Genomic DNA, 23238 nt, shown 5'->3' with positions numbered 1-23238 from the left:
TGCTCCATGCCGCTGGCGGCCAACCCGCCGGGAAGCGTCCTGTGGCGCACCGATACCGCTTTGCGCGCCTTGTCGCGACGCGCCAGGACGCTTCGCACTCACCTCAACGTACATAACACGCTCTAGGATAACGCCACCCCAAGCGAGGTCACGACGATGAAGATGCATTGGATGCTTGCGGTTGGTCTGGCGTTGTCGCTGGGCGCCTGTCAGCGGCCGCAGCCCGCGCCCACCGATCAGAAGCCCGATCCGCAAGCCACCGCCTTGCGCGGCCACATCCAGCAACCGTTGAACAAGGCGCACGCGGTGCAGGCCGCAACCGACCAGGCGGCCGACGATCAGCGCAAGGCGATCGATGCCGCCACGCAGTAGCAAAACCTCGGCAACCGGTGAACTGGCGCCCTGAAGCGCCTGCAGTTGGTGCCAATCAGCGCACGGATGTGCCAATAGCCACCGGTGAACGCCTGCCAAGGCTGTAACTGCACTCAGCACGACATGCGCGATGCGAGTGGCTGATGGTTGCGCGCTCGACGATTGCTGCGTGGGTCTTGCCGTCTGCTTCGTTCGTTCGGCCGTTCAAACCACCGCATCATCCGCGCGCGCACAACAACGCCGGCACATGGCCGGCGTTGTCGATGCATCAAGTGCGCACTGAGCGCAACGCGTCAGAACCCGCAGAAGCAGTAGGCCAGCGACTTGACCGGCGTGCCGCCTGCCTTGCTGTCGTGCACGGCGCTTTCGACAAAGCGCAGCTGCGTATCCACTTCCGGCAACGAGCGGGCCAGCAGCGCGCGCGCCATGCCCGAGTCGCTCAGCATCCAGGCGCCCATGCGGCTGCCGGCAAACCCGCTCATGAACTGCGAGAACGGCGTGGCCGGCTTTTCCACATAGCGCACGCGGAACTTGCCGCGGCTCAGCTTGGCGCGGTCGGCCGCATCGGCGACCGCTTCGGACATGCCGCCGAACGCATCCACCAATCCACGCTCCTTGGCCTGCGCGCCGCTCCACACACGGCCACGCGCCACCTTGTCGATCGCCTCCACCGACTGGTGACGCGCCTGCGCCACCTTGCCGGTGAAGTCGGCGTAGCCCTTGTTGATCACCGCCTGGATGACCTGGCCGGCAGCCGGATCCAGCGGACGGGTGATGTCGAACGCACCGGCGAACCGCGTGGTGGCCACGCCGTCGGTGTGCACGCCGATCTTGTCCAGCGCGCGGGTCAGGTTCGGCACCATGCCGAAGATGCCGATGGAGCCGCTGATGGTCGACGGGTCGGCGTAGATGCGATCGGCATTCATGCTGATCCAGTAACCGCCGGACGCGGCCAGATCGCCCATCGACACCACCACCGGCTTGCCGGCCTGCTTGAGCGCAACCACTTCGCGGCGGATCTGCTCGGAGGCGAAGACTTCGCCACCGGGCGAATCCACGCGCAGCACCACCGCCTTCACTTCCTCGTCGTCGCGCGCCTGGCGCAACAGCGCCGCCGTAGACTCGCCACCGATGCGTCCGGCCGGCTGTTCGCCACCGCTGATCTCGCCCGCCGCCACGACCACCGCCACCTGCGGGCGACTGTCCATCGGCGAACGCTGCGCCTGCAGCTGGCTCAGATAATCGTTGAACCCGATATTGCGGAAACCGCTGTCGGCATCGCTGTCGGCCACACCGCGCTTGACCAGCAGCGCATCGACTTCTTCGCGCGTCTTGAGCCCGTCCACCAGCTTCTGTTGCAGCGCGAACTTGGCGAGGTCGCCACCGGCGGCGGCCACGCCTTCGGGCAGCGTGTCGATGCCGGCAGCCAGCTGCGCCGGGCTCAGCTTGCGCGCGGTGCCCACGTCGGCCAGATAGCGATGCCACACATCGTTCATCCAGAACAAATCCGCTTCCTTGGCATCGGCCGAGGCCGCGTCCAGGATGTACGGCTCGGCTGCAGACTTGTACTCGCCGACGCGGAACAGATGCACGTCCACGCCGAGCTTGTCCTGCAGGCCTTCGCGGAAGTACTGGCGATAGCGGCCAAGGCCTTCCAGCAACACGCTGCCCATCGGGTCCAGATACACCTCGTTGGCCTGTGCGGCGAGCAGGTACTGGCCCTGGCTCATGCTCTCGCTGAAGGCCACGATCTGCTTGCCGGAGGCGCGCAACTTCTGCAATGCGACGGCCACTTCGCGTTGGGAAGCAAATCCGGACGGTTGCAGCTTGTCCAGGTTCAACAGCACGCGCTCGATCTTGCGGTCCTTGCCCGCCGCCTCGATCACGCGCACCAGGTCGCGCAGTTGCACTTCTTCGGCGCTCTTGTCGCCGACCGCCTTGGCCAGCGACCGGCTGACCGGGTCGGCACTGAATTGTTCGACCAGCGTGCCTTCCGGGTTGATCACCAGGGTGGTGCGCTCGGCCAGCGGCTTGGTGCCATCGCCACGCGCCAGCGCCACCACGAACACCAGCAGCAGCAGGAACAGGAAACCGAAGAACACCAGGTTGAAAATCAGGCGCCGGGTGAAATTCATCACATCCCACAGGCCGACGAAGAAGCTGGCGATGGGATTGCGACGCACGGGGTGGTTCATGGAAAGCTCCGTCGAAAGACGCTGCATACAGATCGATGGTGCCCAGCATACCGGCTGCGCAGCGCGCGCGGCATGCGCTGGAAGTCAGGGTGTCACGGTGGCGGTCAGCCGCCGGCTGGTCTGGCGGAAGCGCAGCCCCATCAGGATCGAGGCCACCGTCAGGCCCAGGATCAGGCCCACCCACATGCCCTTCGGTCCCCAGCCCAGCCCCAGGCCGAGCCCGGCGCCGATCGGCATGCCCACGCCCCAGTACGAAAACATCGCCAGGAACATCGGCACGCGGGTGTCCTTGAGCCCGCGCAGCGCGCCGGCCGACAGCACCTGGATGCCGTCGGGAAACTGGAACGTGGCGGCAAACAGCAGCAACACCGACGCCAGCGCGGCCACGGCCACGTCGTCGGTATAGACGCCGACGATGGCATCGTGGCCCAGCAACAGTGCGCTGGCCGACAGCGCTTGGGTGCCCAGCACGATCGCATAGCCGGCCCAGGCCGCGCGCCGCATCGCCAGCGGGTCGCCGCGGCCCACTGCGTGGCCCACGCGCACGGTGGTGGCCTCGGCCACGCCCATCGGGATCATGAAGCACAACTGCGCGACGTTGATCGCGATCTGGTGCGCGGCCGCTTCGGTGGCGCCCAGCCGGCCGATCAACAACGCAGTGACGATAAACAACCCGCCTTCCATCAACACGGTGATGCCGATCGGCAAGCCGGTGCGTAGCAACTCGCCGATGGCGCGCCAGCGCGGTCCTTCCAGGTGGGCGAACAAGTGCAGATGCGCAAACCGCCGTGCGCGCCACAGATACAGCGCAAACACGCTCGCCTGCACCCACATGGTGATGGCCGAGGCGATGCCCAGCCCTTCGGCACCGTGCTCGGCGAAGCCGAACTTGCCATAGGTCAGCGCATAGCCCACCGGTGCCAGCACCAGCAGGCCGCCAAAACCCAGCAGCATGGTCGGCAGCGTCCAGTGCATGCCCTCGCTGAGATAGCGCATGCAGAAGTAGAAGGTCAGCGCCGGCACGCCCCAGCGCACCGCGTGCAGGAACGCGGTCGCGCCGGGCACGATGTCCGCTGCAATCCCGAAGGTGGGCAGCAACGGCGGCACCACGCTCAGGAACACGAACATCAGCGCACTCAGCCCCAGCGACAGCCACAGCGCCTGCCGGAACAGCGGCCCGATCTCGCGCTCGCGGCCGGCGCCGAGCAATTGCGAGACCGAGGCAGTCAACGAGATCAAGGTGCCGATCGGCACCAGCATCGGCAGCCACAGCAGCGAGGTGCCGATGGTGACTGCAGCCAGCGTGGCGGTGCCGTGGTGGCCGGCGATGACGTTGTCGACAAAACCGATCAGGCCGGTGGAAACGTGGCCGAGCACCAGCGGCAACGCAAGCAGGCCGGTGGTGCGCACTTCCGAGGCGAAGCCTGGCGTCGCGGACGGGGGTGCAGAAGAAACAGACATGACAACCGATCGCTGCGCGGACTACGGCCGTGCCGGGAGGCGCTGGCACCGGGTCGCGCGGGCCGGCTATCTTACGCCTACTTTCCGACTGCGGCCTTGCCGCGCAGCTGGGTAGAGCCCGCTGCGCGACTGTGTGTGCGGGCAAAACGCGAAGGCTGCTGCAACCGGGCCGGCGCGGGAGACCGTTGTACGCGTGCGCCAACGCCGTTCTTTCGGGATCAGGTCGACGGCAACGCGCCTTCCCCGACTCGCCAACCGGACCTGGCTCATGTCACTGCATTCGACCGCGCACCCTCCCACAGCCTGCGAAAATTGTGCCACTGCCTTGCAGGGGGCGTACTGCCACGCCTGCGGGCAAAGCGCGCACAACCCGGTGCGCAGCGTCGCCCATGCGGTGGAAGAAGTGTTCGAGTCGTTCTGGCATCTGGATGGGCGCATTTTCCGCACCCTGCGCGACCTGCTGGTGCCCGGACGCGTGGCCCAACGCTTCCTGGGCGGCCAACGCGTGCGGTACGTGGCGCCGATGCGGCTGTTCCTGGTACTGAGCTTGTTGACGTTCTTCATCGCGCGCATCGCCGTGCATGCGTCCGCCGCAGACAGCGATATCGCCGCCGCGCCCGGCACCAGCCAGACCACGGTTCCCAAGGATTTCGCACAGGCACGCACGCCAGCGCAGGTGGAAGCGGTACGCAGGCAGTTGGTCGACGCGCTGACGCAGACGCGCGCGGCCGTGCCGATCGGCATCGCACGCGAGCGCGTGGACGCCGGCATCGCGCGTGCCAATGCGCAAGCGCAGCGTCGTCTGACGCAGCTGCGGGCCGACGCGCGTCCGACCAGCGCCGTGCCCACCGCAGAGGCAGACAGCGACAGCACGTTCTTTTCGGTCATGGGCAAGCCGTGGGACCCGGTGAGCAACCCACTGCACTATGCGGCACTACCGCAGTTCGCCAACCGCTGGATCAATACCCAACTTCGCCATATCCGCGACAACCTGCCGCGACTGCGCAGCGACCCGCAACTGCTCTACAACGCATTCTTCGCAGCGGTGCCGTCTGCATTGCTGGTGCTGGTGCCGCTGTTTGCACTGCTGTTGCGGGTGTTCTACGTGCGCAGCGGGCAGGTGTATCTGGAGCATCTGGTGGTGGCACTGTATAGCCACGCCTTCCTGTGCCTGAACCTGCTCACGCAACTGCTGTTGTCGCTGCTCAGCGATGCGCTGGCGCACGTCGCCAGCCCGATCACCTGGAGTATCGGAGTCGTGCAGTTCGGGCTGACGCTCTGGATGCCGGTGTATCTGTTGTGGATGCAGCGGCGTGTGTACGCGCAGTCCTGGCTGGTCACCGTGCTCAAGTACATCGGCCTGAGCGGGGTGTATCTGGTGTTGGTGACGGTGGCCGCGGCGCTGTTGATGGTGGCCAGTCTGGCGCGTCTTTGACGCGCTGACTGCGCAGACGGTTGCGCGAAGACAGCCGCATTGCAGCGCGACGCAGCGATGCCGGGCCTGGGTGCGGCGCGTCTGAAGCGGCGCTATGGGGCAGGCACCGCTAGAACGGATATGACCGGCGCAACACTGAAAGGCATTGCGCGCGCCGACGGCACGCGAGCGATCAACGCGCCAGTTGGCGCTTCAACCAGATGCTGCGCGTGGCCGGCGCTTCGGCCAGGAAGGCCTCGCGCAGGCGGTCGCGCTCCTGGGGCGGGGTGCGCTGTGCCAGCACCGCCAGTTGCTCCAGCTGGCCGGCGTCCAGGCTGCGCAGCGCGGCCAGCATGGCCTCGCGCTGGGCGGGCTGCACGTAGCCGATCAACGGCTGCAACTGGGCATAGAACGCCCCCACCTGCGAGCCCAGGCGCCAGCCGTCGCGATGCAGGCGATCCATCGCGCCGAACTGGGTGCGCAGCGCGCGTTGCTGATCCTCGGGCAAGGCCTGCAGCCGCTCGCGTGCCTGGCGCAACACCACCCGGTCGGTGGCCGTCAGCCCCTTCCAGGCGGCATAGCGGGCACGCAGCTCGGCTTGCTGCGCAGGCGTCATCGCCGCCCAGCGTGCGCGTTGCTGCGCGGCGCTCGGCGATGTATTCGGCACTGCGGCAGCGGAGGTGGACGCGGCCGGCGCAGCGGCCGATTCTTCCAGCGGCGTCGGCAAGCGCTGCGCGCCGGCGACGCCGGCAAACGCGCAGAGCAGCAGGCCGCACCAGTCAGTTGGTTTCATCATCGACCGTCTCCAGAGGGGCGGAAGGTTGCTCGGCTGCGGTGGCATGCGCACCGGATTCATCAACCGGCACCGGGTGGCCGGCGGCATACCAGGCATAGAAGTCCGCAGCGCGGGCCAGCTCCAGATCCGGGTCGGCCAGCATCGCCTGGTCGCGCGGATCCAGGCCCGGCGAGGCCACGGCATCCGGCAGATCGGCCGCCGGGAGTTCCTCCACCAGTACCGGCGCCGCGTCGGTCACGTGCAGCACGCCGGCAGGCGCCTGCGAGACAGGCTCGGGAGGAAGCGCGGGCCGGCGGTGGGCCCACCACCAGCCCAACACCGCCAGCAGCAGTGCCACCGCCAGCACGCCCAGCGCCATGCCGGCGTGGCGGCGCTCCAGCTGCGGCCACCGCCATTGCCGTCGGGCCCGGGCAGCGGCAGGACGGCGCGGCGCCGGTGCCGGCTCGGCCGGCGCGGCAGTGAGCGGCATTCCGGCCAGGGCCGAATCGCGGAGCTGGCTCAGCCGGGTCAACTGGGCCGGGCTCAGGTCGCGCAGTTCCACTTGCGCCGCTTCTGCCAGGGCCCGCCAGGCCTGGGCATCCGGATTGCCGGCGGCATCGCGCGGGCAGGCACGCGCCAGCGACTGCCGGTAGTCCGCCGCTTCGACGCCTTGCACCTCGCTGGCCACGCCTTCTTCCAGCCCGGCCACGATCCGCAGCAGCAGCGCCAGGCGGTCGGCAGTCTGCATCCGGCCCAAGACAGTGAATGGGGGCAGCCACGTGCCCGGCATCGGCTCGCGCCGCAGCGGTGGCGCGGTGGCCAGCAGGCTCCAGAAGCGCATCGGCCAGCCTGCCATCGGCCGACCTGCCGCCTGGCTGCTGAAGGCGCGCAAGGCCGCTGCGAGTGCGCGCTCGGCGGCGGCCACGTCGCCGCATTGCAATTGTGCGAGCACCAGACCCCGGCGTTCGACACCGCGCAAGAAGGCAGATAGCGCGGCAGGGGTCACGGGGGCGTCGGGGACTACGGTCATGAGAACTCCAGCATCGGCCGGCATGATACCGACGCGATTGGCCCCCGCCGACTGCTTGACAGATCGGCCCGGCCCCGCTCCGCCTTCACACCGGCCGTGCCTGCCGCCGCGGCGGGTTGTGCACAGCGGCAGACATACCGATACGCAGGCGTCTGTCAACTGTTGTTTTTTCTTTGTTGCATTCGTGTTTCACGCCTAAGTGATTGAAATTTATTGACTTATGCATGTTGGCTAAAAAATGTCCAAGAGGTTGCAGAGGCTAGTGAATCCATCGTCACAGCGTGGAGCACGACACTAATTCACAGGTTTATCCACAGCCAGTGTGGATAAACCCGTTTCCTTAACCCTCACATAGGTTTACGTCGTATTTATCACTTCCGTCACAGAAACGCGGCCGCTGCCTCGGGTTGGATTCGGGCCGATTTGGGGGCGGCCGCCGGCCTCTGGACAGGGTCGGTAGACTGGTCGGATGACTTCGACCGTCGCCACCCTGCGCGTCGCCTTGCCGGTGCCGCTGCCCCAATTGTTCGACTATCTGCCTCCGACCGATGCGCCGTTGACGGACCCGGCGCGGGTCGGCTGCCGGGTGCGGGTGCCGTTCGGGCCACGCGAGTTGGTCGGGGTGGTGGTGGAGATCGGGCAACTGCCCGCGGCCGACGGCTTGCGCCCGGCACTGGCGTGGTGCGACCAGGCTCCGCTGCTGGTGGATGAACTGGCCCGCTCGCTGCACTGGCTGGCCCGCTACACCCACGCTCCGCTCGGCGAGGCCCAGACCAGCGCCCTGCCCGGCCCGCTGCGCCGCGGCGAACCGCTGGCCGACACCCACGCCTGGGCCTGGCAGCTGACCGAAGCCGGCCACAGCGGTGCCGCCAGCCTGCGCGCGGGCAGCCGTCCCGCCCTGTTGGCGACCCTGCTGCTCACCGGCGCAGTGGGCGAAGAGCAACTGGATCCACTACTGCCGCAATGGCGGCAGGCAGCGCGCAGCCTGGCCAAACGCCACTACGCCGAGCGCGTGGCGGTGCCGGCCGACAGCATCCCGCCCCGTCCCGGCAGCGGCCCGCCGCTCAACGACGAACAGCAGGCCGCCGCCACCGCGATCCGTGCGCACAGTGGCTTTGCCACCTACCTGCTCGACGGCGTCACCGGCAGCGGCAAGACCGAGGTCTACCTGCAGGCGATCGCCGACTGCCTGGCCGCCGGCAAGCAGGCGTTGGTGCTGGTACCGGAGATCGGCCTGACTCCGCAGACCCTGGGCCGCTTCCGCGCCCGCCTGGGCGTGCCGGTGCACGCGCTGCATTCGGGGCTGTCCGATGGCGAACGCGCGCGGGTGTGGGCGGCGGCCTGGCGCGGCGAGGCCAAGCTGATCGTCGGCACCCGCTCGGCGGTGTTCACCCCGCTGCCCAACGCCGGCCTGATCGTGATCGACGAAGAGCACGACGGCAGCTACAAGCAGCAGGACGGCATCCGCTATCACGCGCGCGATTTCGCCCTGGTACGCGGCAAGGCGCTGGATGTGCCGGTGATCCTGGGCAGTGCAACGCCATCGCTGGAAAGCCTGCACAACGCCTATTCCGGCCGCTACCAGCATCTGCGCCTGTCGCGGCGCGCCGGCGAAGCGCGCCCGCCGCGCGTACGCGTGCTCGACGTGCGCAAGCGCCCGCTCAAGGACGGCCTGTCGCCCGAGGTGCTGGCCGGTATCGGCGCCACCCTGGCGCGCGGCGAACAGGTCCTGGTGTTCAAGAACCGCCGCGGCTATGCACCCGTGCTGCTGTGCCACGACTGCGGCTGGACCGCGGCCTGCCAGCGCTGCAGCACGCCGCTGCACCAGACCCCGATGACCGTGCATGCCGGCGGCCGCCGTCTGCAGTGCCACCATTGCGGCGCGCGCCAACCTGCACCGCTGGCCTGCCCGGCCTGCGCCAGCCTCGCGCTGCAGCCGCAGGGCATCGGCACCGAGCGACTGGAAGAACGCCTGACCGAGGCGTTTCCGGACGTCCCGGTGGTGCGCATCGACCGCAGCACCACCCAGCGTCGCGACGCACTGGAAACCCAGCTCGCCCGGCTCGGCACCGAGGCCGGCATCCTGGTGGGCACGCAGATCCTGGCCAAGGGCCACGACCTGCCACGGCTGACCATGGTGGTGGTGGTCGGCATCGACGAAGGCCTGTTCTCGGCCGACTTCCGCGCCGCGGAGAAACTGGCCCAGCAGTTGATCCAGGTGGCCGGACGCGCCGGGCGTGCCGACCGGCCGGGCGAAGTCTGGTTGCAGACCCATCACCCCGAACACCCGTTGCTGCAGACCCTGGTCAATGGCGGCTACCACGCCTTCGCCGACGCCGAACTGCAGCAGCGCGAAGCGGCCGGATTCCCTCCCTTCGCGCACCTGGCCTTGTTCCGTGCCGAAGCCAAGGATGTGGCCGCAGCCAATCAATTCCTGCTGGCGGTGCGCGGTTTGACCAGCGCCGACCCCGGCACGCAATCGCCGGCGTTTGCCGCAGTGGAATGCTACGGCCCGATGCCGGCACCGATGCCGCGCCGCGCCGGTTTCCAGCGCACGCAGCTGCTGTTGTCGGCGCAACAACGCGCGGCATTGCATCGCCTGCTCGACACCCAACTGCCGGCCATCTATGCGCTACCGCAAGCCCGCCGTGTACGCTGGTCGCTGGATGTGGACCCGATCGACTTGTATTAGGGCGGGCGTATCGCAGGCGGGGCAGCAGCCAGACCCATGTTTGCGCGCTGTGCCAAGGTCCTTAATCGCGCGTGGCGTGATCTTTTGTAGGAGCGCCCCTGGGCGCGATGTGGCGTTACCGGGAATGCCCTCGCGCCGGGTGCGCTCCTACGAACAAACGCGAGCCAACAGGCTGCACGTGTCATCACGCTTTTGTAGGAGCGCGCTTGCGCGCGATGGGGCCTTACTGGCAATGCCATCGCGCACAAGTGCGCTCCTACAGAAAGCGCGAGCTGCTTGGCCGCGCGACGTACAAGATCCACGCGCTTGCAACAACGCGTGAGCTCGGCAGCGCGTGCGGCGCCTGCCATGAACCACGCCGGCCCAAGAGGAATCTCGATACTCAGGTCAGCGCCGTCATCACCGCACGCTGGTACGCCGGCCGTGCGCGCAGGCGTTCGTACCACGCACGCAGATGCGGCAATTCGGGGCGCTCGATCGGCATTTCGAACCACGCGTAGATAAAGCTGCCCAGCGGAATATCGCCCATCGCAAATTGCTCGCCGGACAGATATGGCTGCTGCGCCAATGCCGCATCGGCGCGCGCGAGCAGTTCGCCTGACTGCGCCAGCGCAGCGGCAATACATGATCGCGCTCGTGCTCCGGTGTGCGCAGCACGCCCCAAAACAGATCGCGAAATACTCCGGCAAACGTCGATGTGGTCCAGTCCATCCAGCGATCGCCCAGCGCGCGCTCGGGCGGCGAGTGTGGATACAACGCAGGCGCGTACTGGGCGGCCAGGTAGCGCACGATCGCATTGGATTCCCACAGCACCAGCGCACCATCCTGCAAGGTCGGCACCACACCATTCGGGTTCAGCGCGCGATACGCCGGCGTGTCGTTGCCGCCGAATGCGCCGCCGACTTCGATCGAGGTATAGGCCACGCCGGCTTCTTCGGCGCACCACAACACCTTGCGCACATTGCTGGAATTGCGCCGGCCCCACAGTGTGATAGCAGCCGTCGGTGCGGCGGGCAAACGTACGTCCTGCGGCATGCTCAGCTCCCTGCTACAGGCTTGGCTGGCGCACGCGCCGAGCGCTTGGCAGCCGCGGGGCGTGCCGTCGCAGCGGTGGGCTGCGCCGGCTTGCCACGCCCACCCTTGGGCGAGTCGCGCACCCACAAGGCCTGTTCGTCCTGCCTGATCTCGAACAAGCCGATCGCGCGTACCAGATCGCTGAGTTTGCGATAGCCATAGTTGCGTGGATCGAACGAGGCCTGGTTGGCCACCTGCTTGCCGACCGCACTCAGCAGCGCCCAACCATCGTCTTCGCAGGCGCTGACGATCGCATTGCGTAGCATTTGGACCAGACGCGTATCGCTGCGTAATGCGGTGGCGTCCTTGCGACCGGCAGCCGTTTCGCTGGCCGCTGCAGCCTGTTGCCCGAGCGCCTCGACATAGGTGAACTTGGAGCACGCATTGACGAATGGCGCCGGTGTCTTCTTCTCGCCGAAGCCATAGACCTTCATGCCGTCGGTCAGCAGCCGCATCACCAGCGGCGTGAAGTCGGCATCGCTGGAGACGATCGCAAATCCATCCAGATTGCGCGCGTACAACAGGTCCATCGCATCGATCACCATCGCCATGTCCGAGGCGTTCTTGCCGGAACTGTAGGCAAATTGCTGGATGGGCCGGATCGCGTAGTCGTGCAATGCCGCCTCCCAACCTTTCAAGTGCGGGCTCTTCCAGTTGCCGTAGGCGCGGCGCACGTTGGCCACGCCGTAGCGCGCCACTTCGGCCAGCACCACGTCGATCTTGCCGGCCGGCGCATTGTCCGCATCGATCAGCAGCGCGATGCGTTTGTCGGGGTTGTCGATCATGCTCATTGCTCCAGGGAGTTCGCAGATTCGGTCTTGAAGTCGGTGTCGGTGTCGGTGTCCATCTCACTCTCCTCCACGTCGGTCTCGGCCGGCAATGTGTACTCGGTACCATCGCGCAGCGTGAGCACGCCCGTACTCAGGATCTCGCGTTCGGCACCGTCGCTGACCCAGGTGGCGTGCACGCGCCCGGTGCCGCGATCGCCTTGCACATCGAACACGAACTCATCGCTCCCCGGTGCCAGACTGGTGCGATACAGATCCACCCGCATGTCGCGGATCTGCCCGATATGTTCCTGCACCACGGCATCGGCCTGTAGCGCACTGCGCGCCTGATCGGCAAACAACGACCAACCGGTCGACATCAGCCAGATGAGCGCGCCAAACACCAGCATCGCCATCAGCACCACGCACGTCGCCACGCCAATCAGCCCGATCGCCACACTACTGAGCGACTTTGGGGCGACAGCTGCCGGCGACGGTGCAGCGGGTGGCACAGACGACAACGGCGGCAACGGCGGCGGGAGCGAGGACATGGGGTGGCCGGAAGCGGGAGATGCGACATGATGCCGCAGGCGGGCCGCGCTCACGCGGCATGTTCATTGCCGATGCGGCATCCTGATGGGCCCGCGTCGCACTCCATCGGACCTCACGATGACCTCTCCCCCCTCCCAAGCTCCGCTGCATCTGGTTGTGGTCGGCGGCGGATTCGCCGGCTTATGGGCGACCCGCGCGCTCGACGACCCCGGCATCCGCATCACCCTGGTCGACCGCCAGAACCACCACCTGTTCCAGCCGCTGCTGTACCAGGTGGCCACCGCCGGTTTGTCGGCACCGGACATCGCCGCGCCGCTCCGGCACATCCTGCGCGAGCAACGCAATGTCGAAGTACTGCTCGGCGATGTCACCGATATCGCACCAGACCGCCGCGAGGTGGTGTTGGCCGATGGCAGCACGCTCGGCTACGACATGCTGCTGCTGGCCACCGGCGCCACCCATGCCTATTTCGGTAACGACCAATGGGCCGAACACGCTCCCGGCCTGAAAACGCTGTACGACGCGCTGGTGCTGCGGCGCAAGCTGCTGCTGGCCTTCGAACGCGCAGAAGCCGAATCCGACCCCGCCGCACGCGCCGCCTGGCTGAGCTTTGCCGTGGTCGGCGGCGGGCCCACCGGCGTTGAACTGGCCGGCACCCTGGCCGAAATCGCCCGCCACACGCTCAAGAACGAGTTCCGCCACATCGACCCGCGGCAGGCGCGTGTGCGCCTGGTCGAAGCCGGTCCGCGCGTGCTGCCCTCGTTTCCGGAAGATCTCACTGCCAAGGCGCGCAAGCAGCTGGAACGTCTGGGCGTGGAGGTGCACACCGGAACTCCGGTCACGCAGATCGATGTCTTGGGCTACCAGCTCGGCGACACCTTCGTGCCGGCACGCACCGTGGTGTGGGCCGCCGGCGTGGCCGCCTCGCCGCTGGCGCGTACGCTGGGCGTGCCGCTGGATCGCGCCGGCCGCGTGCTGGTCGAGGCCGACCTCAGCGTACCGGGCCACCCGGACATCTTCGTCGGCGGCGATCTGGCCTCGGTGCAGCAGGACGGCCGCCCGGTGCCGGGCGTAGCGCCGGCCGCCAAGCAGATGGGCAAGCACATCGCCAAGGCGATCCGGGCGCGGCAGCGCGGCCAGACCGCCCCGGCGTTTCGCTACCAGGACTACGGCAACCTGGCCACGATCGGCCGCATGGCCGCCATCGTGCATGTGGGCAAGCTCAAGTTGTCCGGCATCGTCGCCTGGTGGTTCTGGCTGGCTGCGCACGTGTACTTTCTGATCGGCTTCCGCAACCGGTTCGTGGTGCTGGTGAACTGGGCGATGGCGTACTGGAGCTACCAGCGCGCCGCACGCATCATCTTCGGCGGCGCCGCCGACGACCCGCCGCCCAGCAGCAAGGACGGGTGATAGCGGCCCAGGCCGTGCGATGCTGTGCGGCCTGATTCGACGACCCGATCGTGGCAACTGTCCTGTTCCTGCTGGATCTGCTCGGCACCTTCGTGTTCGCCCTGAGCGGCGCGACCTTGGCGGTGCGCAACCGCCTGGACCTGTTCGGCGTGCTGGTGCTCTCCTGCGCGGCAGCGGTGTCCGGCGGCATCGTGCGCGATGTGCTGATCGGCGCCACCCCGCCGGCCGCGCTGGTGCAGCCGCAGTATCTGCTGGTGGCCTGCCTGGCCGGCGTGGCCGGGTTCTATTGGCATGCAGCGGTGGAGCGGCTGCGCAACCCGGTGCAACTCTTCGATGCGGCCGGATTGGCGCTGTTTGCGGTCTACGGCACCAGCAAGGCGCTGGACTATCACCTCAGCCCACTCAGCGCGACGCTGCTGGGCATGCTCAGCGGCATCGGCGGAGGCATCGCGCGCGATCTGCTGGTGGCACGCACGCCGGTGGTGTTGCAGGCCGAACTGTATGCGGTCGCCGCGCTCGCCGGTGGCGGGCTGGTCGCGATCGGGCACGTCCTGGATGTGCCGCAGGCCTGGTCGTTGGCGACCGGCGCCGGCGTGTGTTTCGGCCTGCGCTTCATGGCCATCCGCTACGGCTGGCATCTGCCGGTGGCGCGCCCGCCGGAGTAGCAATCGCGTAACACCACATATGCAAACGGCCCGGAAAACCGGGCCGTCTGTACAACCACTCGCGCAAGACCGACAGGGTCAGGCGACGAACAGCGCCTTCATCTTCTTCAGCGCATTGGCTTCGATCTGGCGGATACGCTCGGCCGAGACGCCGTATTCGTCTGCCAGTTCCTGCAGCGTCACCTTGGAATCGGAATCCAGCCAACGGCGCTTGACGATGTCGCGCGAGCGCGCGTCCAGTCCAGCCATGCCTTCGCGCAGCAGCTGCAGCTGGTTGTCTTCGCTGTCGTGACGCTCGTACGCCTGCGACGGGTCTTCTTCATTGGCGACCAGATAGCTCACCGGCGACGGCGGGCCGTGATCGTCGTCTTCGTCCGACGACGCGTCGAAACCGATATCGCGACCGGACAGCCGCGACTCCATCTCCATCACTTCACGCTCGGAGACGTTCAGGTCCTTGGCAACCGCAGTCACTTCCGACGCATTGAGCCAGCCCAGACGGGTCTTGGACTTGCGCAGGTTGAAGAACAGCTTGCGCTGCGCCTTGGTGGTGGCGACCTTGACGATGCGCCAGTTCTTCAGGATGAACTCGTGCATCTCGGCACGGATCCAGTGCACCGCGAAGCTGACCAGGCGCACGCCCATGTCCGGGTCGAAGCGCTTGACCGCCTTCATCAGGCCGATATTGCCTTCCTGGATCAGGTCGCCCAGCGGCAGGCCGTAGCCGTTGTAGCCGCGGGCCACGTGCACCACGAAGCGCAGGTGGGAATGGACCAGTTCGCGCGCGGCGTCCAGGTCCAGCTCGTCGCGGAAGCGACGGGCCAGATCCTGCTCCTCATCGACCGACAGCACCGGGATCTGGTGCACGGCACCGATGTAGGCGTCCAGCGAACCGAGCGCACTGGGAATCGGGAGATTGTTTGCCACAAGGGCAGTCGAGGTAGTCTGGTTCATAGGCACCATCTTAGCAGTCGAACTATTGGACTGCCGGGTACAGAAAGAGTTCCCAGCATTCCATTTATAGAACGTTCGGGTCTTTGGCATCACCGGTGTTCTACAGCCCGGCACCCCAAATTCGAAGCTTACGGTATCACCAAGCCCCTGTGCAAACCGTGACAAATTGGTTGCGCACCAGGATGCCGCAGCGTCGTTCAGGCGCCGGTGGAGGTGGTGTCCAGTGCGCTGCGCGGTGGCAGCGACCAGTCGATCGGGCTCAGACCACGCCGCCGCAAATGGTCGTTGGTCTTGGAAAAATGCCGGCAGCCCAGGAAGCCGCGGTGCGCCGAAAGCGGCGAAGGATGCGGCGCCTTCAAGACCCGATGGCGTGCCTGGTCGATGACCTTGCCCTTGGACTGCGCATAGCTGCCCCACAGCAGAAACACCAGCCCTTCGCGCTCGCGGTTGAGGGTGTCCACCACATGATCGGTGAAGCCTTCCCAGCCCTTGTTCTGGTGGGCGCCGGCGCGCCCCTGCTCCACCGTCAGCACGGCATTGAGCAGCAGCACGCCCTGGCGCGCCCAGGGCATCAGGTAGCCGTGATCCGGCCGCGCGATCCCCAGGTCGTCCTGGATCTCCTTGTAGATGTTGAGCAGCGACGGCGGCACCGGCACGCCGGGCAATACCGAGAAGCACAGCCCATGCGCCTGACCTTCGCCGTGATACGGGTCCTGGCCCAGGATCACCACCTTGACCTGTTCGAACGGGGTGGCGTCGAAGGCGGCGAAGATCTGCGGGCCGGGCGGAAACACCCGTGCTCCGGCCGCCTTGCGCTGGCGCAGGAATGCCGACAGCTCCTGCATCTGCGGGCGCAGCAGCCAGTCGCCCACTCTTGCCTTCCACGACGGTTCCAGCTGGATGCGTCCCTCCCCTTCAGTCATAGCGTGACAGCCTGATCCTCCAGGCGTGCCAGGCGCAGCTGGAACAACACCTTGGTCACCAGCAGGCGCTCTTCGATCGGTTTCTGCACCAGATCGTTGGCACCGGCCCGCAGCAAGTCGGATTGATTGCGCGGGTTGGTGTCGCCGGTCATCACCAGCACCGGCAGGCGGCGCTTGCCGTAGGCGAAATCGATGCGGATACGCTCGACCACGTCGCGGCCGTTGAGCTCGCCTTTGAGGGTCACGTCGGTGAGCACCACGTCGATGCGGCGTTCGGTGCGGCCCAGCGATTCGGCGGTGAGCAGCGCAAAGGCATCTTCGGCGGTGAGCACGTGCACCACTTTCAGGCTCTGCCGTTCGAGCATGCGCTTGGTCGCCTCGGCCACCACGCGGCTGTCTTCGATGTAGAGCACGGTCGCCCCCACCACCGGCTCGGGCTGCACGTAGCCGCGGATGAAGGTCGCCAGGGCTTCATGGCCCAGCGCCTTGTCGAAATAATCGGTGACGTACTCGGTGAAACGGCGCTCCACCAGATGCTGCTGCGCATCGCCGGAGACCACGATCACCGGTACATAGGCCTGCCCGGCGGTTTCGCGCACGCTGCGCGCCAGGGTCAGGCCGTCGCCATCGGGCAGCGACAGCGAGGTGGTGACCAGATCCACGGCGCCGGCTTCCAGCGCCTGCCGCGCTTCGGCAATGTTGGAACAGCCGATCACCTGCACATTGGGCAGGTCGCGCTTGAGCACGTCGGCAATCAGCTTGCGCACCAACTTGGAACCATCGACCACCATCACGCGCGGTGCGTCGCTGATCAGGTGTTTGAGATCTGGTGGATGCATGGCAGGCCTCAGGTCTCGGTAGGACGGGTCTGGCGAAGGAAATGGCCGGTCACCAGCCAGGCACCCAACCAACCCAGGACTAAGGTGCCGACCAGCACCATCGCAGAATGCAACAGATCCAGCCCGTGCAGGGTAAAAGAACTGCCGTAACTGTCGGCCAATGTCGCCAACGGCGCACGCAATGCCAGGCCCGAGGCGGCGATCAGAGCGAGCGCGACAGCGCCGGCGCCGAGTCCGTACCACGCGCCCAGATACAAAAACGGGCGGCGGATGAAGCCATCGCTGGCGCCGAGCAACTGCAGCACGCCGATTTCTTCGCGCCGCGACTGAATGTCCAGCCGCACGGTGTTGCCGACCACCAGCACCGCACCGATCCCGAGCAGGGCAGACAACACCTGGACCAGGCGCTCGCCGAAGTGCAGCCAGCCATCCAGGCGCTTGCGCCACAGCGCGTCGTGCTGCACCTGATCGGTCTGCGGCAGCGCCTGCAGCGCACTGGCCAGCTGCGCGTCGTCGGTCGCATCGGCGGGAGTGACGATCAGCAAGGTGGGCAGCGGGTTGTCGCCCAGCGCATCGGCCGCTTCATCGAGCTTGGCGCTCTCGCGCAGCTCGGCCAAGCCCTGCTCCGGCGTGCGCAGCGTGACCTTGGCGACATCCGGGCGTGCACGCAGCTCGCCGGCCAGCGCCTGCGCCGCCTCGGTAGCCACGTCGACCTTCAGAAACAGATTGATCTCGCGCGACTGCTGCACGCTGCCGGCCAGCAGCTTGACGTTATCCAGTGCGATCGACAGCCCCAGCGGCAGGGCCAGCGCCAGGGCCATCACCACGATGGTCAGCAACGTGGCCCACGGCTTGCGCATCGCACGGCCCAGGCTGAAGGCAATGCTGTGCAGATGGTGGTCGATCCAGACGCCGAGCCGCGACGGCGCGACGGTTTCGGTATTGGCGGGCTTGCTCATTCGGCCAGGTCCTGCGGCGAGATGTCGTCGACCAGGCGGCCGTGATCCAGGATCAGCACGCGCTTGCGCATCTGCTTGAGCAGCGCCAGGTCGTGGCTGACCACCAGCACGCTGGTGCCACGGGCCGGAAGTTCGGCGAATAACTGCATGATTTCCGCGGCCAGTGCCGGGTCGAGATTGCCGGTGGGCTCATCGGCCACCAGCAGCCGCGGCTCGCCGACGATGGCGCGCGCGATGCCCACGCGTTGCTGCTCGCCGGCAGACAATTGCGACGGCAGGGCTTTCTCGCGATGGGCCAGACCGATGCGCTCCAATGCCGAGCGCACGCGCTTGCCGATCTCGGCACGCCGGGTGCCGCGCAAGATCAGCGGCAGGGCCACGTTCTCGGCGATGCTGCGGTCGTTGAGCAGACGGTGGTCCTGATAGACCGCACCCACCTGGCGCCGATGCAGCGGAATCTGCCGGCCACGTACCTTGAGCAGGTTACGTTCGCCCAGCAGTACCGCGCCCTGACTCGGGCGTTCGCTGAGGTGGATCAATTTGAGCAAGGTACTTTTGCCGGCGCCGGAGTGGCCGGTCACGAACAGCATCTCGCCATCGGCCACTTCGAAGCTGACATCGGTCAGCGCCTGGTGGCCACCGGCGTAGTGCTTGCTGACGTTGTCGAAACGCAGAACGGTCATTCAGCGATTATGCCGGAGCGTCAGTGCTTGCGTCGCATCGCCGATGCGCGGCGATGCGATCAGTGCCGCAAACGGTCAGTTGCCTGAGACCAGCGAACGCAGTCGGCGGCCGATCCGGCTGAGCAGCGAGGGGCTGCCCGACGGCTTGGCGGCGGCACGCACCGGCTTGGCAACCACCTGGGTGGGCTTACGCGGTGCGGCAGGTGCGGGAACCGGCGTGGATGCCACTGCCGGCTCGGCACCCTCGACCGGACGACCGTTACGACGACGCCGACGCTTGCGTGGCGCGCGCTCGGCATCGGCCACGCCCGCGGAAGGTGCCTGTCCCGCCGCTGCGGCAACGACCGGATGTTCGGTCGACGCCGCAGTTGCAGGCGCCTGGCCTTCCACCCGTGGCTTGCGACGCGGACGCGGCTTGCCATCGGCACCGGCGCCTTCGCGGCGACCACCGCCACCGCCACTGCCGCTGCGCGACCCGCCCGAACCACTGCGCCCGCCACCGCGACGCTGTTCTTCGGCGGCGCGCTGCTCGCGCGCTTCGCGGAAGATCGTGCCCACGCTGTCGCCAGCGTCGTCGTCGGCCTCTTCGCCTTCCACCGGCACGCGTGGCGCACGCGGCAGCGGCGTCAGCAGTTCGGACGTCACCGGCTCGACCGGGATCTTCTGCTCGATATAGGCCTCGATGTCCGGCAGGCTCATCGCATAGCGTTCGCAGGCGAAGCTGATCGCATCGCCTTCCTCGCCCAGGCGTGCGGTGCGGCCGATGCGATGGACGTAGTCTTCGGCGTCGAACGGCAAGTCGTAGTTGTAGACGTACTTGACGCCATCGATATGCAGACCGCGCGCAGCCACGTCGGTGGCGACCAGGATTTCGAGCTGGCCTTTCTGGAAGCGGTTGAGCAGCGACTCGCGCTTCTTCTGCGGCACATCGCCCGACAGCACGCCGACCCGGTAGCCGTGCCGCTCCAGGGTGCGCGCCACGCGCTCCACGAACGCCTTGGTATTGACGAACACCATGGTGCGCGCGCCTTCGCTGCGCGACAGCAAGCCCAACAGCAGCGTCTGCTTCTCTTCGTCGGAGGGGAAATAGATGCGCTGGCGCACCCGCGCAGCGGTGATGCTTTCGGTTTCGACGACCAGCTTTTCCGGCTCGTTCATGTGCTCGTAGGCCAGCTCCAGCACGCGGTGGCTGAGCGTGGCCGAGAACAACAACGTCTGCCGGGTGCCGCGCTCGGGCATGCGCCGCAGCAGGAAGCGGATGTCCTTGATGAAGCCCAGGTCGAACATGCGGTCGGCCTCGTCCAGCACGCAGATCTCGCAGGCGTGCAGCGAGACCACCTTGTGCTGCTTGACGTAGTCGATCAGGCGGCCCGGGGTGGCGATGATCACGTCCACGCCCTGCTGCAACAGTTCGCGCTGTTTGTCGTAATCCACCCCGCCATAGACCAGCGCAAAGCGCAGGCCAAGGTCGGCGCCGAACTTCACTGCGTCCTTGTGGATCTGGATCGCCAGCTCGCGGGTCGGCGCCAGGATCAGCGCGCGCGGGTCTTCCGGCTTGCGGTCGGCCAGGGCCGGGCGGATCAGCAGCCGATTCATCACCGCGACCAGGAACGCCAAGGTCTTGCCGGTACCGGTCTGGGCCTGGCCGGCGACATCGCCGCCCGGCAGCGCGACCGGCAAGGTCAGCGCCTGGATCGGGGTACAGCGGGTAAACCCGGCGCTCTCCAGCCCGGCGATCAAGGCCGGATGCAGATCGAACGAGGAAAAGGTCACATCGGTCAGCGGTTTGTCGCTCATTATTCCGTCTTCGTGAGGCGCCCTGGGCAGCCCGGGCGCGGCTTGCATCGATGCCGACAGCGTCGCAAACTGCGGCTGTTGTGGCGGACAGCGCGGCTTCAGGACTGACACTTGATTCAGTCGCGCAATGCCCCAGTTTAGCGCAATGTAGCGGCCTGCCCGTTCGGGTGGGCCGTTTTGGTTTCCAGGAGACCCAAGGTGAGCGATAAGGTTCAACATGTCGGCGATGCCGACTTCGACACAGCTGTACTGCAATCGGGCGAACCGGTTCTGGTGGATTTCTGGGCCGAGTGGTGCGGCCCGTGCAAGATGATCGCCCCGGTGCTGGACGATCTGGCCGACACCTATCAGGGCCGCCTCAAGGTCGCCAAGGTGAATGTGGACCAGAACCGTGCGCTGGCCATCAAGTACCACGTGCGCTCGATCCCGATGCTGTTGCTGTTCAAGGACGGGCAGGTGCAGGCGACCCAGATCGGCGCCGTCGGCAAGGGCCAGCTGACCCAGATGATCGACAAGACCCTGGGTGGCGCGGCCGCCTGAGCAGGCGGGCGTCCAGCAATGGGCGCCCGATGATGCGCCGGCAGTTAAATCATGCCCGGGAAGACGCTTGCGCGGTCACGCGCGGCGGTGATAGTGTCAGTTGGTCCGGCGCACGTTCGTGCGCCGCCGCACCCCTCTAGAAGCTCTTCTAGACTCCCATCTACCACCAGTTCGCCCCTAGTTGGGCGCTCGCACCTTAGCGAGGAATCACGCACTTGTCCGATCATCCTTCCTCCGATACCGGGAGCAGCGTCGACGCTCCCGTCGAGAAGCGCGTGCGCAAGCCGCGCGTGAGCAAGACCGCCGCCGCCACTGAAGAGGCTGGCGCACAGCAGGCCAACCTGCCCTTGCCCACCAGTCCCGCACCCGAAGCACCCCGTGCCCCGCAGGCACCGTCGCGCGCTGCCGATCCGGCACCGGCGCAGACGTCCAGCGATGGCGCACACGCCGGTCAGGCGCCCAGCGCCAGCCACGGCGGCGACACCCACGGCGAGCCCCGCGAGGTTGGCCAGTCGCAGCAGCAGCGCTTCAACCAGGCGCAGCAACAGCAGAACCAGAATCAAGGCCAGAACCAGGGCCAAGGTCAGCAGCAGGGCCAGAACCAGAACCAGAACGCCGGCCAGAATCAGCAAGGCCAGGGCGGTCAGAGTCAGGGACAAAACCAGCAAGGCCAGAACCAGCAGGGCAACCGCCGTGACCGGTTCCGCAACCGCCGCGACCGCGGCCCGCGCGACCGCTTCGGCAACGACGGCGGCATGCCCTCGTCCGACGGCAGCAACGAGCCGTTCATCGCGCGTCCGCATCCGGCCGTGCCGGAAGGTTTTCCGGTGTATTCGCTGAGCGACCTCAAGCGGATGCCGGCGCAGAAGCTGCTGGACATCGCCGACCAGCTCAACATCCAGGAAGGCGTGGCGCGTGCGCGCAAGCAGGACGTGATCTTCGCCCTGCTCAAGGTGCTGACCCGTCACGGTGAAGGCGTTGCCGCCGACGGCGTGCTGGAAATCCTGCCCGACGGCTTCGGTTTCCTGCGTGCCGCAGAAGCCAGCTACCTGGCCGGCCCGGACGATACCTATATCTCGCCCAGCCAGATCCGTCGCTTCAACCTGCGCACCGGCGACCACCTGTCCGGCCGCATCCGCTTCCCCAAGGACGGCGAACGCTATTTCGCGCTGTCGATCGTCGACACCATCAACGGCGAGCCGCTGGAAGCGAGCAAGAACAAGGTCCTGTTCGAGAACCTGACCCCGCTGTTCCCGCGCCGCCGCTTCCGTCTGGAGCGTGGCGATGGCTCCACCGAGGACATCACCGGCCGCATCCTGGATCTGATGGCACCGCAGGGCAAGGGTCAGCGTGCGCTGATCGTCTCCCCGCCCAAGGCCGGTAAGACGATGATGATGCAGCAGGTGGCCACGGCCATCACCACCAATCATCCCGAAGTGCACATGATCGTGCTGCTCATCGACGAGCGTCCGGAAGAAGTGACCGAAATGCAGCGCACCGTGCGCGGCGAAGTCATCTCCTCCACGTTCGACGAGCCGGCTGCGCGTCACGTGCAGGTCGCCGAGATGGTGATCGAGCGGGCCAAGCGCCTGGTCGAGCACAAGAAGGACGTGGTGATCCTGCTGGACTCCATCACCCGCCTGGCGCGCGCCTACAACAACGTGGTGCCCAGCTCCGGCAAGGTGCTCACCGGCGGTGTGGACGCCAACGCCCTGCACCGCCCGAAGCGTTTCTTCGGTGCGGCGCGTAACGTGGAAGAAGGTGGCTCGCTGACCATCATCGCCACGGCGCTGGTGGAAACCGGCAGCAAGATGGACGAGGTGATCTACGAAGAGTTCAAGGGCACCGGCAACAGCGAAGTGCACTTGAACCGTCGCATCACCGAAAAGCGCGTGTACCCGGCAATCGACATCAACCGTTCGGGCACGCGCCGCGAAGATCTGTTGATCGAGCCGGAACTGCTGCAGAAGATCTGGATCCTGCGCAAGCTGCTGCACCCGATGGACGAAATCGCGGCAATGGAATTCCTGTTGGACAAGATGAAGACCACCAAGTCCAACGACGAGTTCTTCAGTTCGATGAAGCGCTGAGTTCAGTCGGTTTATCGAGACGAAAAAGCCCCGCATTGCGGGGCTT

19 protein-coding genes and 1 pseudogene are annotated in these 23238 nt (G+C 66.9%); 7 read left to right on the top strand and 13 right to left on the bottom strand.

Going from position 1 to position 23238, the window contains the following annotated elements:
• The first annotated feature begins 156 nt into the window (after window positions 1–156).
• Window positions 157–372, top strand: a complete 216-nt coding sequence (locus LN450_RS00570) for a hypothetical protein (protein ID WP_008572026.1) — start codon at window positions 157–159, stop codon at window positions 370–372.
• Window positions 373–665: 293 nt separating this feature from the next.
• Here LN450_RS00570 and sppA read toward each other — a convergent pair whose 3' ends face one another.
• Both sppA and LN450_RS00560 read right to left on the bottom strand, forming a co-directional pair.
• Window positions 666–2567 carry a signal peptide peptidase SppA gene (gene sppA, locus LN450_RS00565; protein WP_011348792.1) on the bottom strand — a complete coding sequence of 634 codons (1902 nt, stop codon included), beginning with the start codon at window positions 2565–2567 and terminating at the stop codon, window positions 666–668.
• Window positions 2568–2651: 84 nt separating this feature from the next.
• Window positions 2652–4028 (bottom strand): MATE family efflux transporter, encoded by a 1377-nt coding sequence (locus LN450_RS00560; RefSeq protein ID WP_011348793.1) that lies wholly within the window; start codon window positions 4026–4028, stop codon window positions 2652–2654.
• Between the two features lie 268 nt (window positions 4029–4296).
• Here LN450_RS00560 and LN450_RS00555 point away from each other — a divergent pair, with 268 nt between their 5' ends.
• Window positions 4297–5463: a DUF3667 domain-containing protein gene (locus LN450_RS00555; protein WP_228733788.1), complete on the top strand. Its 1167-nt coding sequence runs from the start codon at window positions 4297–4299 to the stop codon at window positions 5461–5463.
• 172 nt (window positions 5464–5635) lie between these two features.
• Here the strand turns inward: LN450_RS00555 and LN450_RS00550 are convergent, their stop codons facing one another.
• Together LN450_RS00550 and LN450_RS00545 are read right to left on the bottom strand one after the other, a co-directional pair.
• Window positions 5636–6238 (bottom strand): DUF3106 domain-containing protein, encoded by a 603-nt coding sequence (locus LN450_RS00550; RefSeq protein WP_039417463.1) that lies wholly within the window; start codon window positions 6236–6238, stop codon window positions 5636–5638.
• Window positions 6222–7247 (bottom strand): hypothetical protein, encoded by a 1026-nt coding sequence (locus tag LN450_RS00545; protein WP_011348796.1) that lies wholly within the window; start codon window positions 7245–7247, stop codon window positions 6222–6224. The genes LN450_RS00550 and LN450_RS00545 overlap by 17 nt, the downstream gene beginning before the upstream one ends.
• 469 nt (window positions 7248–7716) lie before the next feature.
• On the opposite strand from LN450_RS00545, the gene LN450_RS00540 reads away from it, so the two are divergent.
• Window positions 7717–9939, top strand: a complete 2223-nt coding sequence (locus LN450_RS00540) for a primosomal protein N' (protein WP_011348797.1) — start codon at window positions 7717–7719, stop codon at window positions 9937–9939.
• 382 nt (window positions 9940–10321) lie between these two features.
• Here LN450_RS00540 and LN450_RS00535 read toward each other — a convergent pair.
• The 3 genes and pseudogenes from LN450_RS00535 to LN450_RS00525 form a co-directional block, all read right to left on the bottom strand.
• Window positions 10322–10974, bottom strand: a pseudogene (locus LN450_RS00535) (glutathione S-transferase family protein).
• Window positions 10975–10976: 2 nt separating this feature from the next.
• On the bottom strand, window positions 10977–11804 hold the full coding sequence (locus LN450_RS00530) for an NYN domain-containing protein (protein WP_039417462.1): 828 nt from the start codon (window positions 11802–11804) through the stop codon (window positions 10977–10979).
• The gene (locus LN450_RS00525) at window positions 11801–12331 is read right to left on the bottom strand and encodes a hypothetical protein (protein WP_039417461.1); all 531 of its coding nucleotides are present in this window, start codon (window positions 12329–12331) and stop codon (window positions 11801–11803) included. The genes LN450_RS00530 and LN450_RS00525 overlap by 4 nt, the downstream gene beginning before the upstream one ends.
• A gap of 118 nt (window positions 12332–12449) precedes the next feature.
• On the opposite strand from LN450_RS00525, the gene LN450_RS00520 reads away from it, so the two are divergent.
• Window positions 12450–13742, top strand: a complete 1293-nt coding sequence (locus LN450_RS00520) for an NAD(P)/FAD-dependent oxidoreductase (protein ID WP_039417459.1) — start codon at window positions 12450–12452, stop codon at window positions 13740–13742.
• 50 nt (window positions 13743–13792) lie between these two features.
• Window positions 13793–14407 carry a trimeric intracellular cation channel family protein gene (locus LN450_RS00515; protein WP_011348802.1) on the top strand — a complete coding sequence of 205 codons (615 nt, stop codon included), beginning with the start codon at window positions 13793–13795 and terminating at the stop codon, window positions 14405–14407.
• 78 nt (window positions 14408–14485) lie between these two features.
• Here LN450_RS00515 and rpoH read toward each other — a convergent pair whose 3' ends face one another.
• The 6 genes from rpoH to rhlB all read right to left on the bottom strand — a co-directional run bounded on the left by rpoH (window position 14486) and on the right by rhlB (window position 20562).
• The gene (gene rpoH / locus LN450_RS00510; RefSeq protein WP_005911428.1) at window positions 14486–15361 is read right to left on the bottom strand and encodes an RNA polymerase sigma factor RpoH; all 876 of its coding nucleotides are present in this window, start codon (window positions 15359–15361) and stop codon (window positions 14486–14488) included.
• 197 nt (window positions 15362–15558) lie between these two features.
• Window positions 15559–16284 (bottom strand): uracil-DNA glycosylase, encoded by a 726-nt coding sequence (ung, locus tag LN450_RS00505; protein ID WP_011348803.1) that lies wholly within the window; start codon window positions 16282–16284, stop codon window positions 15559–15561.
• Window positions 16281–17123 carry a response regulator gene (locus LN450_RS00500; protein WP_003484494.1) on the bottom strand — a complete coding sequence of 281 codons (843 nt, stop codon included), beginning with the start codon at window positions 17121–17123 and terminating at the stop codon, window positions 16281–16283. The genes ung and LN450_RS00500 overlap by 4 nt, the downstream gene beginning before the upstream one ends.
• 8 nt (window positions 17124–17131) lie before the next feature.
• Window positions 17132–18082 carry a permease-like cell division protein FtsX gene (gene ftsX, locus LN450_RS00495; protein WP_011348804.1) on the bottom strand — a complete coding sequence of 317 codons (951 nt, stop codon included), beginning with the start codon at window positions 18080–18082 and terminating at the stop codon, window positions 17132–17134.
• Window positions 18079–18765 (bottom strand): cell division ATP-binding protein FtsE, encoded by a 687-nt coding sequence (ftsE, locus tag LN450_RS00490; RefSeq protein ID WP_003484499.1) that lies wholly within the window; start codon window positions 18763–18765, stop codon window positions 18079–18081. Before ftsE ends, ftsX begins: the two co-directional genes overlap by 4 nt.
• A gap of 75 nt (window positions 18766–18840) precedes the next feature.
• Window positions 18841–20562, bottom strand: a complete 1722-nt coding sequence (gene rhlB / locus LN450_RS00485) for an ATP-dependent RNA helicase RhlB (RefSeq protein WP_011348805.1) — start codon at window positions 20560–20562, stop codon at window positions 18841–18843.
• 198 nt (window positions 20563–20760) lie between these two features.
• Between rhlB and trxA the strand changes: the two genes are divergently transcribed.
• Both trxA and rho read left to right on the top strand, forming a co-directional pair.
• A complete protein-coding gene (trxA, locus tag LN450_RS00480; protein ID WP_005923050.1) occupies window positions 20761–21102 on the top strand; it encodes a thioredoxin TrxA in 342 nt (113 codons plus the stop codon).
• 215 nt (window positions 21103–21317) lie between these two features.
• Window positions 21318–23192 carry a transcription termination factor Rho gene (rho, locus tag LN450_RS00475; RefSeq protein ID WP_039417453.1) on the top strand — a complete coding sequence of 625 codons (1875 nt, stop codon included), beginning with the start codon at window positions 21318–21320 and terminating at the stop codon, window positions 23190–23192.
• Window positions 23193–23238: the final 46 nt, after the last annotated feature.

The sequence above is a fragment of the Xanthomonas euvesicatoria pv. euvesicatoria genome, assembly GCF_020880415.1.
In the GTDB taxonomy this organism is placed as follows: domain Bacteria; phylum Pseudomonadota; class Gammaproteobacteria; order Xanthomonadales; family Xanthomonadaceae; genus Xanthomonas; species Xanthomonas euvesicatoria.
Note: the sequence above shows the minus strand (reverse complement) of the source record. Positions and strands in the feature narration are given on the sequence as shown.

Coding starts and splice junctions, on each gene's coding strand:
- LN450_RS00570 (WP_008572026.1), top strand. CDS start 157: ATGAAGATGCATTGGATGCTTGCGGTTGGTCTGGCGTTGTCGCTGGGC.
- sppA (WP_011348792.1), bottom strand. CDS start 2,567: ATGAACCACCCCGTGCGTCGCAATCCCATCGCCAGCTTCTTCGTCGGC.
- LN450_RS00560 (WP_011348793.1), bottom strand. CDS start 4,028: ATGTCTGTTTCTTCTGCACCCCCGTCCGCGACGCCAGGCTTCGCCTCG.
- LN450_RS00555 (WP_228733788.1), top strand. CDS start 4,297: ATGTCACTGCATTCGACCGCGCACCCTCCCACAGCCTGCGAAAATTGT.
- LN450_RS00550 (WP_039417463.1), bottom strand. CDS start 6,238: ATGATGAAACCAACTGACTGGTGCGGCCTGCTGCTCTGCGCGTTTGCC.
- LN450_RS00545 (WP_011348796.1), bottom strand. CDS start 7,247: ATGACCGTAGTCCCCGACGCCCCCGTGACCCCTGCCGCGCTATCTGCC.
- LN450_RS00540 (WP_011348797.1), top strand. CDS start 7,717: ATGACTTCGACCGTCGCCACCCTGCGCGTCGCCTTGCCGGTGCCGCTG.
- LN450_RS00530 (WP_039417462.1), bottom strand. CDS start 11,804: ATGAGCATGATCGACAACCCCGACAAACGCATCGCGCTGCTGATCGAT.
- LN450_RS00525 (WP_039417461.1), bottom strand. CDS start 12,331: ATGTCCTCGCTCCCGCCGCCGTTGCCGCCGTTGTCGTCTGTGCCACCC.
- LN450_RS00520 (WP_039417459.1), top strand. CDS start 12,450: ATGACCTCTCCCCCCTCCCAAGCTCCGCTGCATCTGGTTGTGGTCGGC.
- rpoH (WP_005911428.1), bottom strand. CDS start 15,361: ATGAACCAGACTACCTCGACTGCCCTTGTGGCAAACAATCTCCCGATT.
- ung (WP_011348803.1), bottom strand. CDS start 16,284: ATGACTGAAGGGGAGGGACGCATCCAGCTGGAACCGTCGTGGAAGGCA.
- LN450_RS00500 (WP_003484494.1), bottom strand. CDS start 17,123: ATGCATCCACCAGATCTCAAACACCTGATCAGCGACGCACCGCGCGTG.
- ftsX (WP_011348804.1), bottom strand. CDS start 18,082: ATGAGCAAGCCCGCCAATACCGAAACCGTCGCGCCGTCGCGGCTCGGC.
- ftsE (WP_003484499.1), bottom strand. CDS start 18,765: ATGACCGTTCTGCGTTTCGACAACGTCAGCAAGCACTACGCCGGTGGC.
- rhlB (WP_011348805.1), bottom strand. CDS start 20,562: ATGAGCGACAAACCGCTGACCGATGTGACCTTTTCCTCGTTCGATCTG.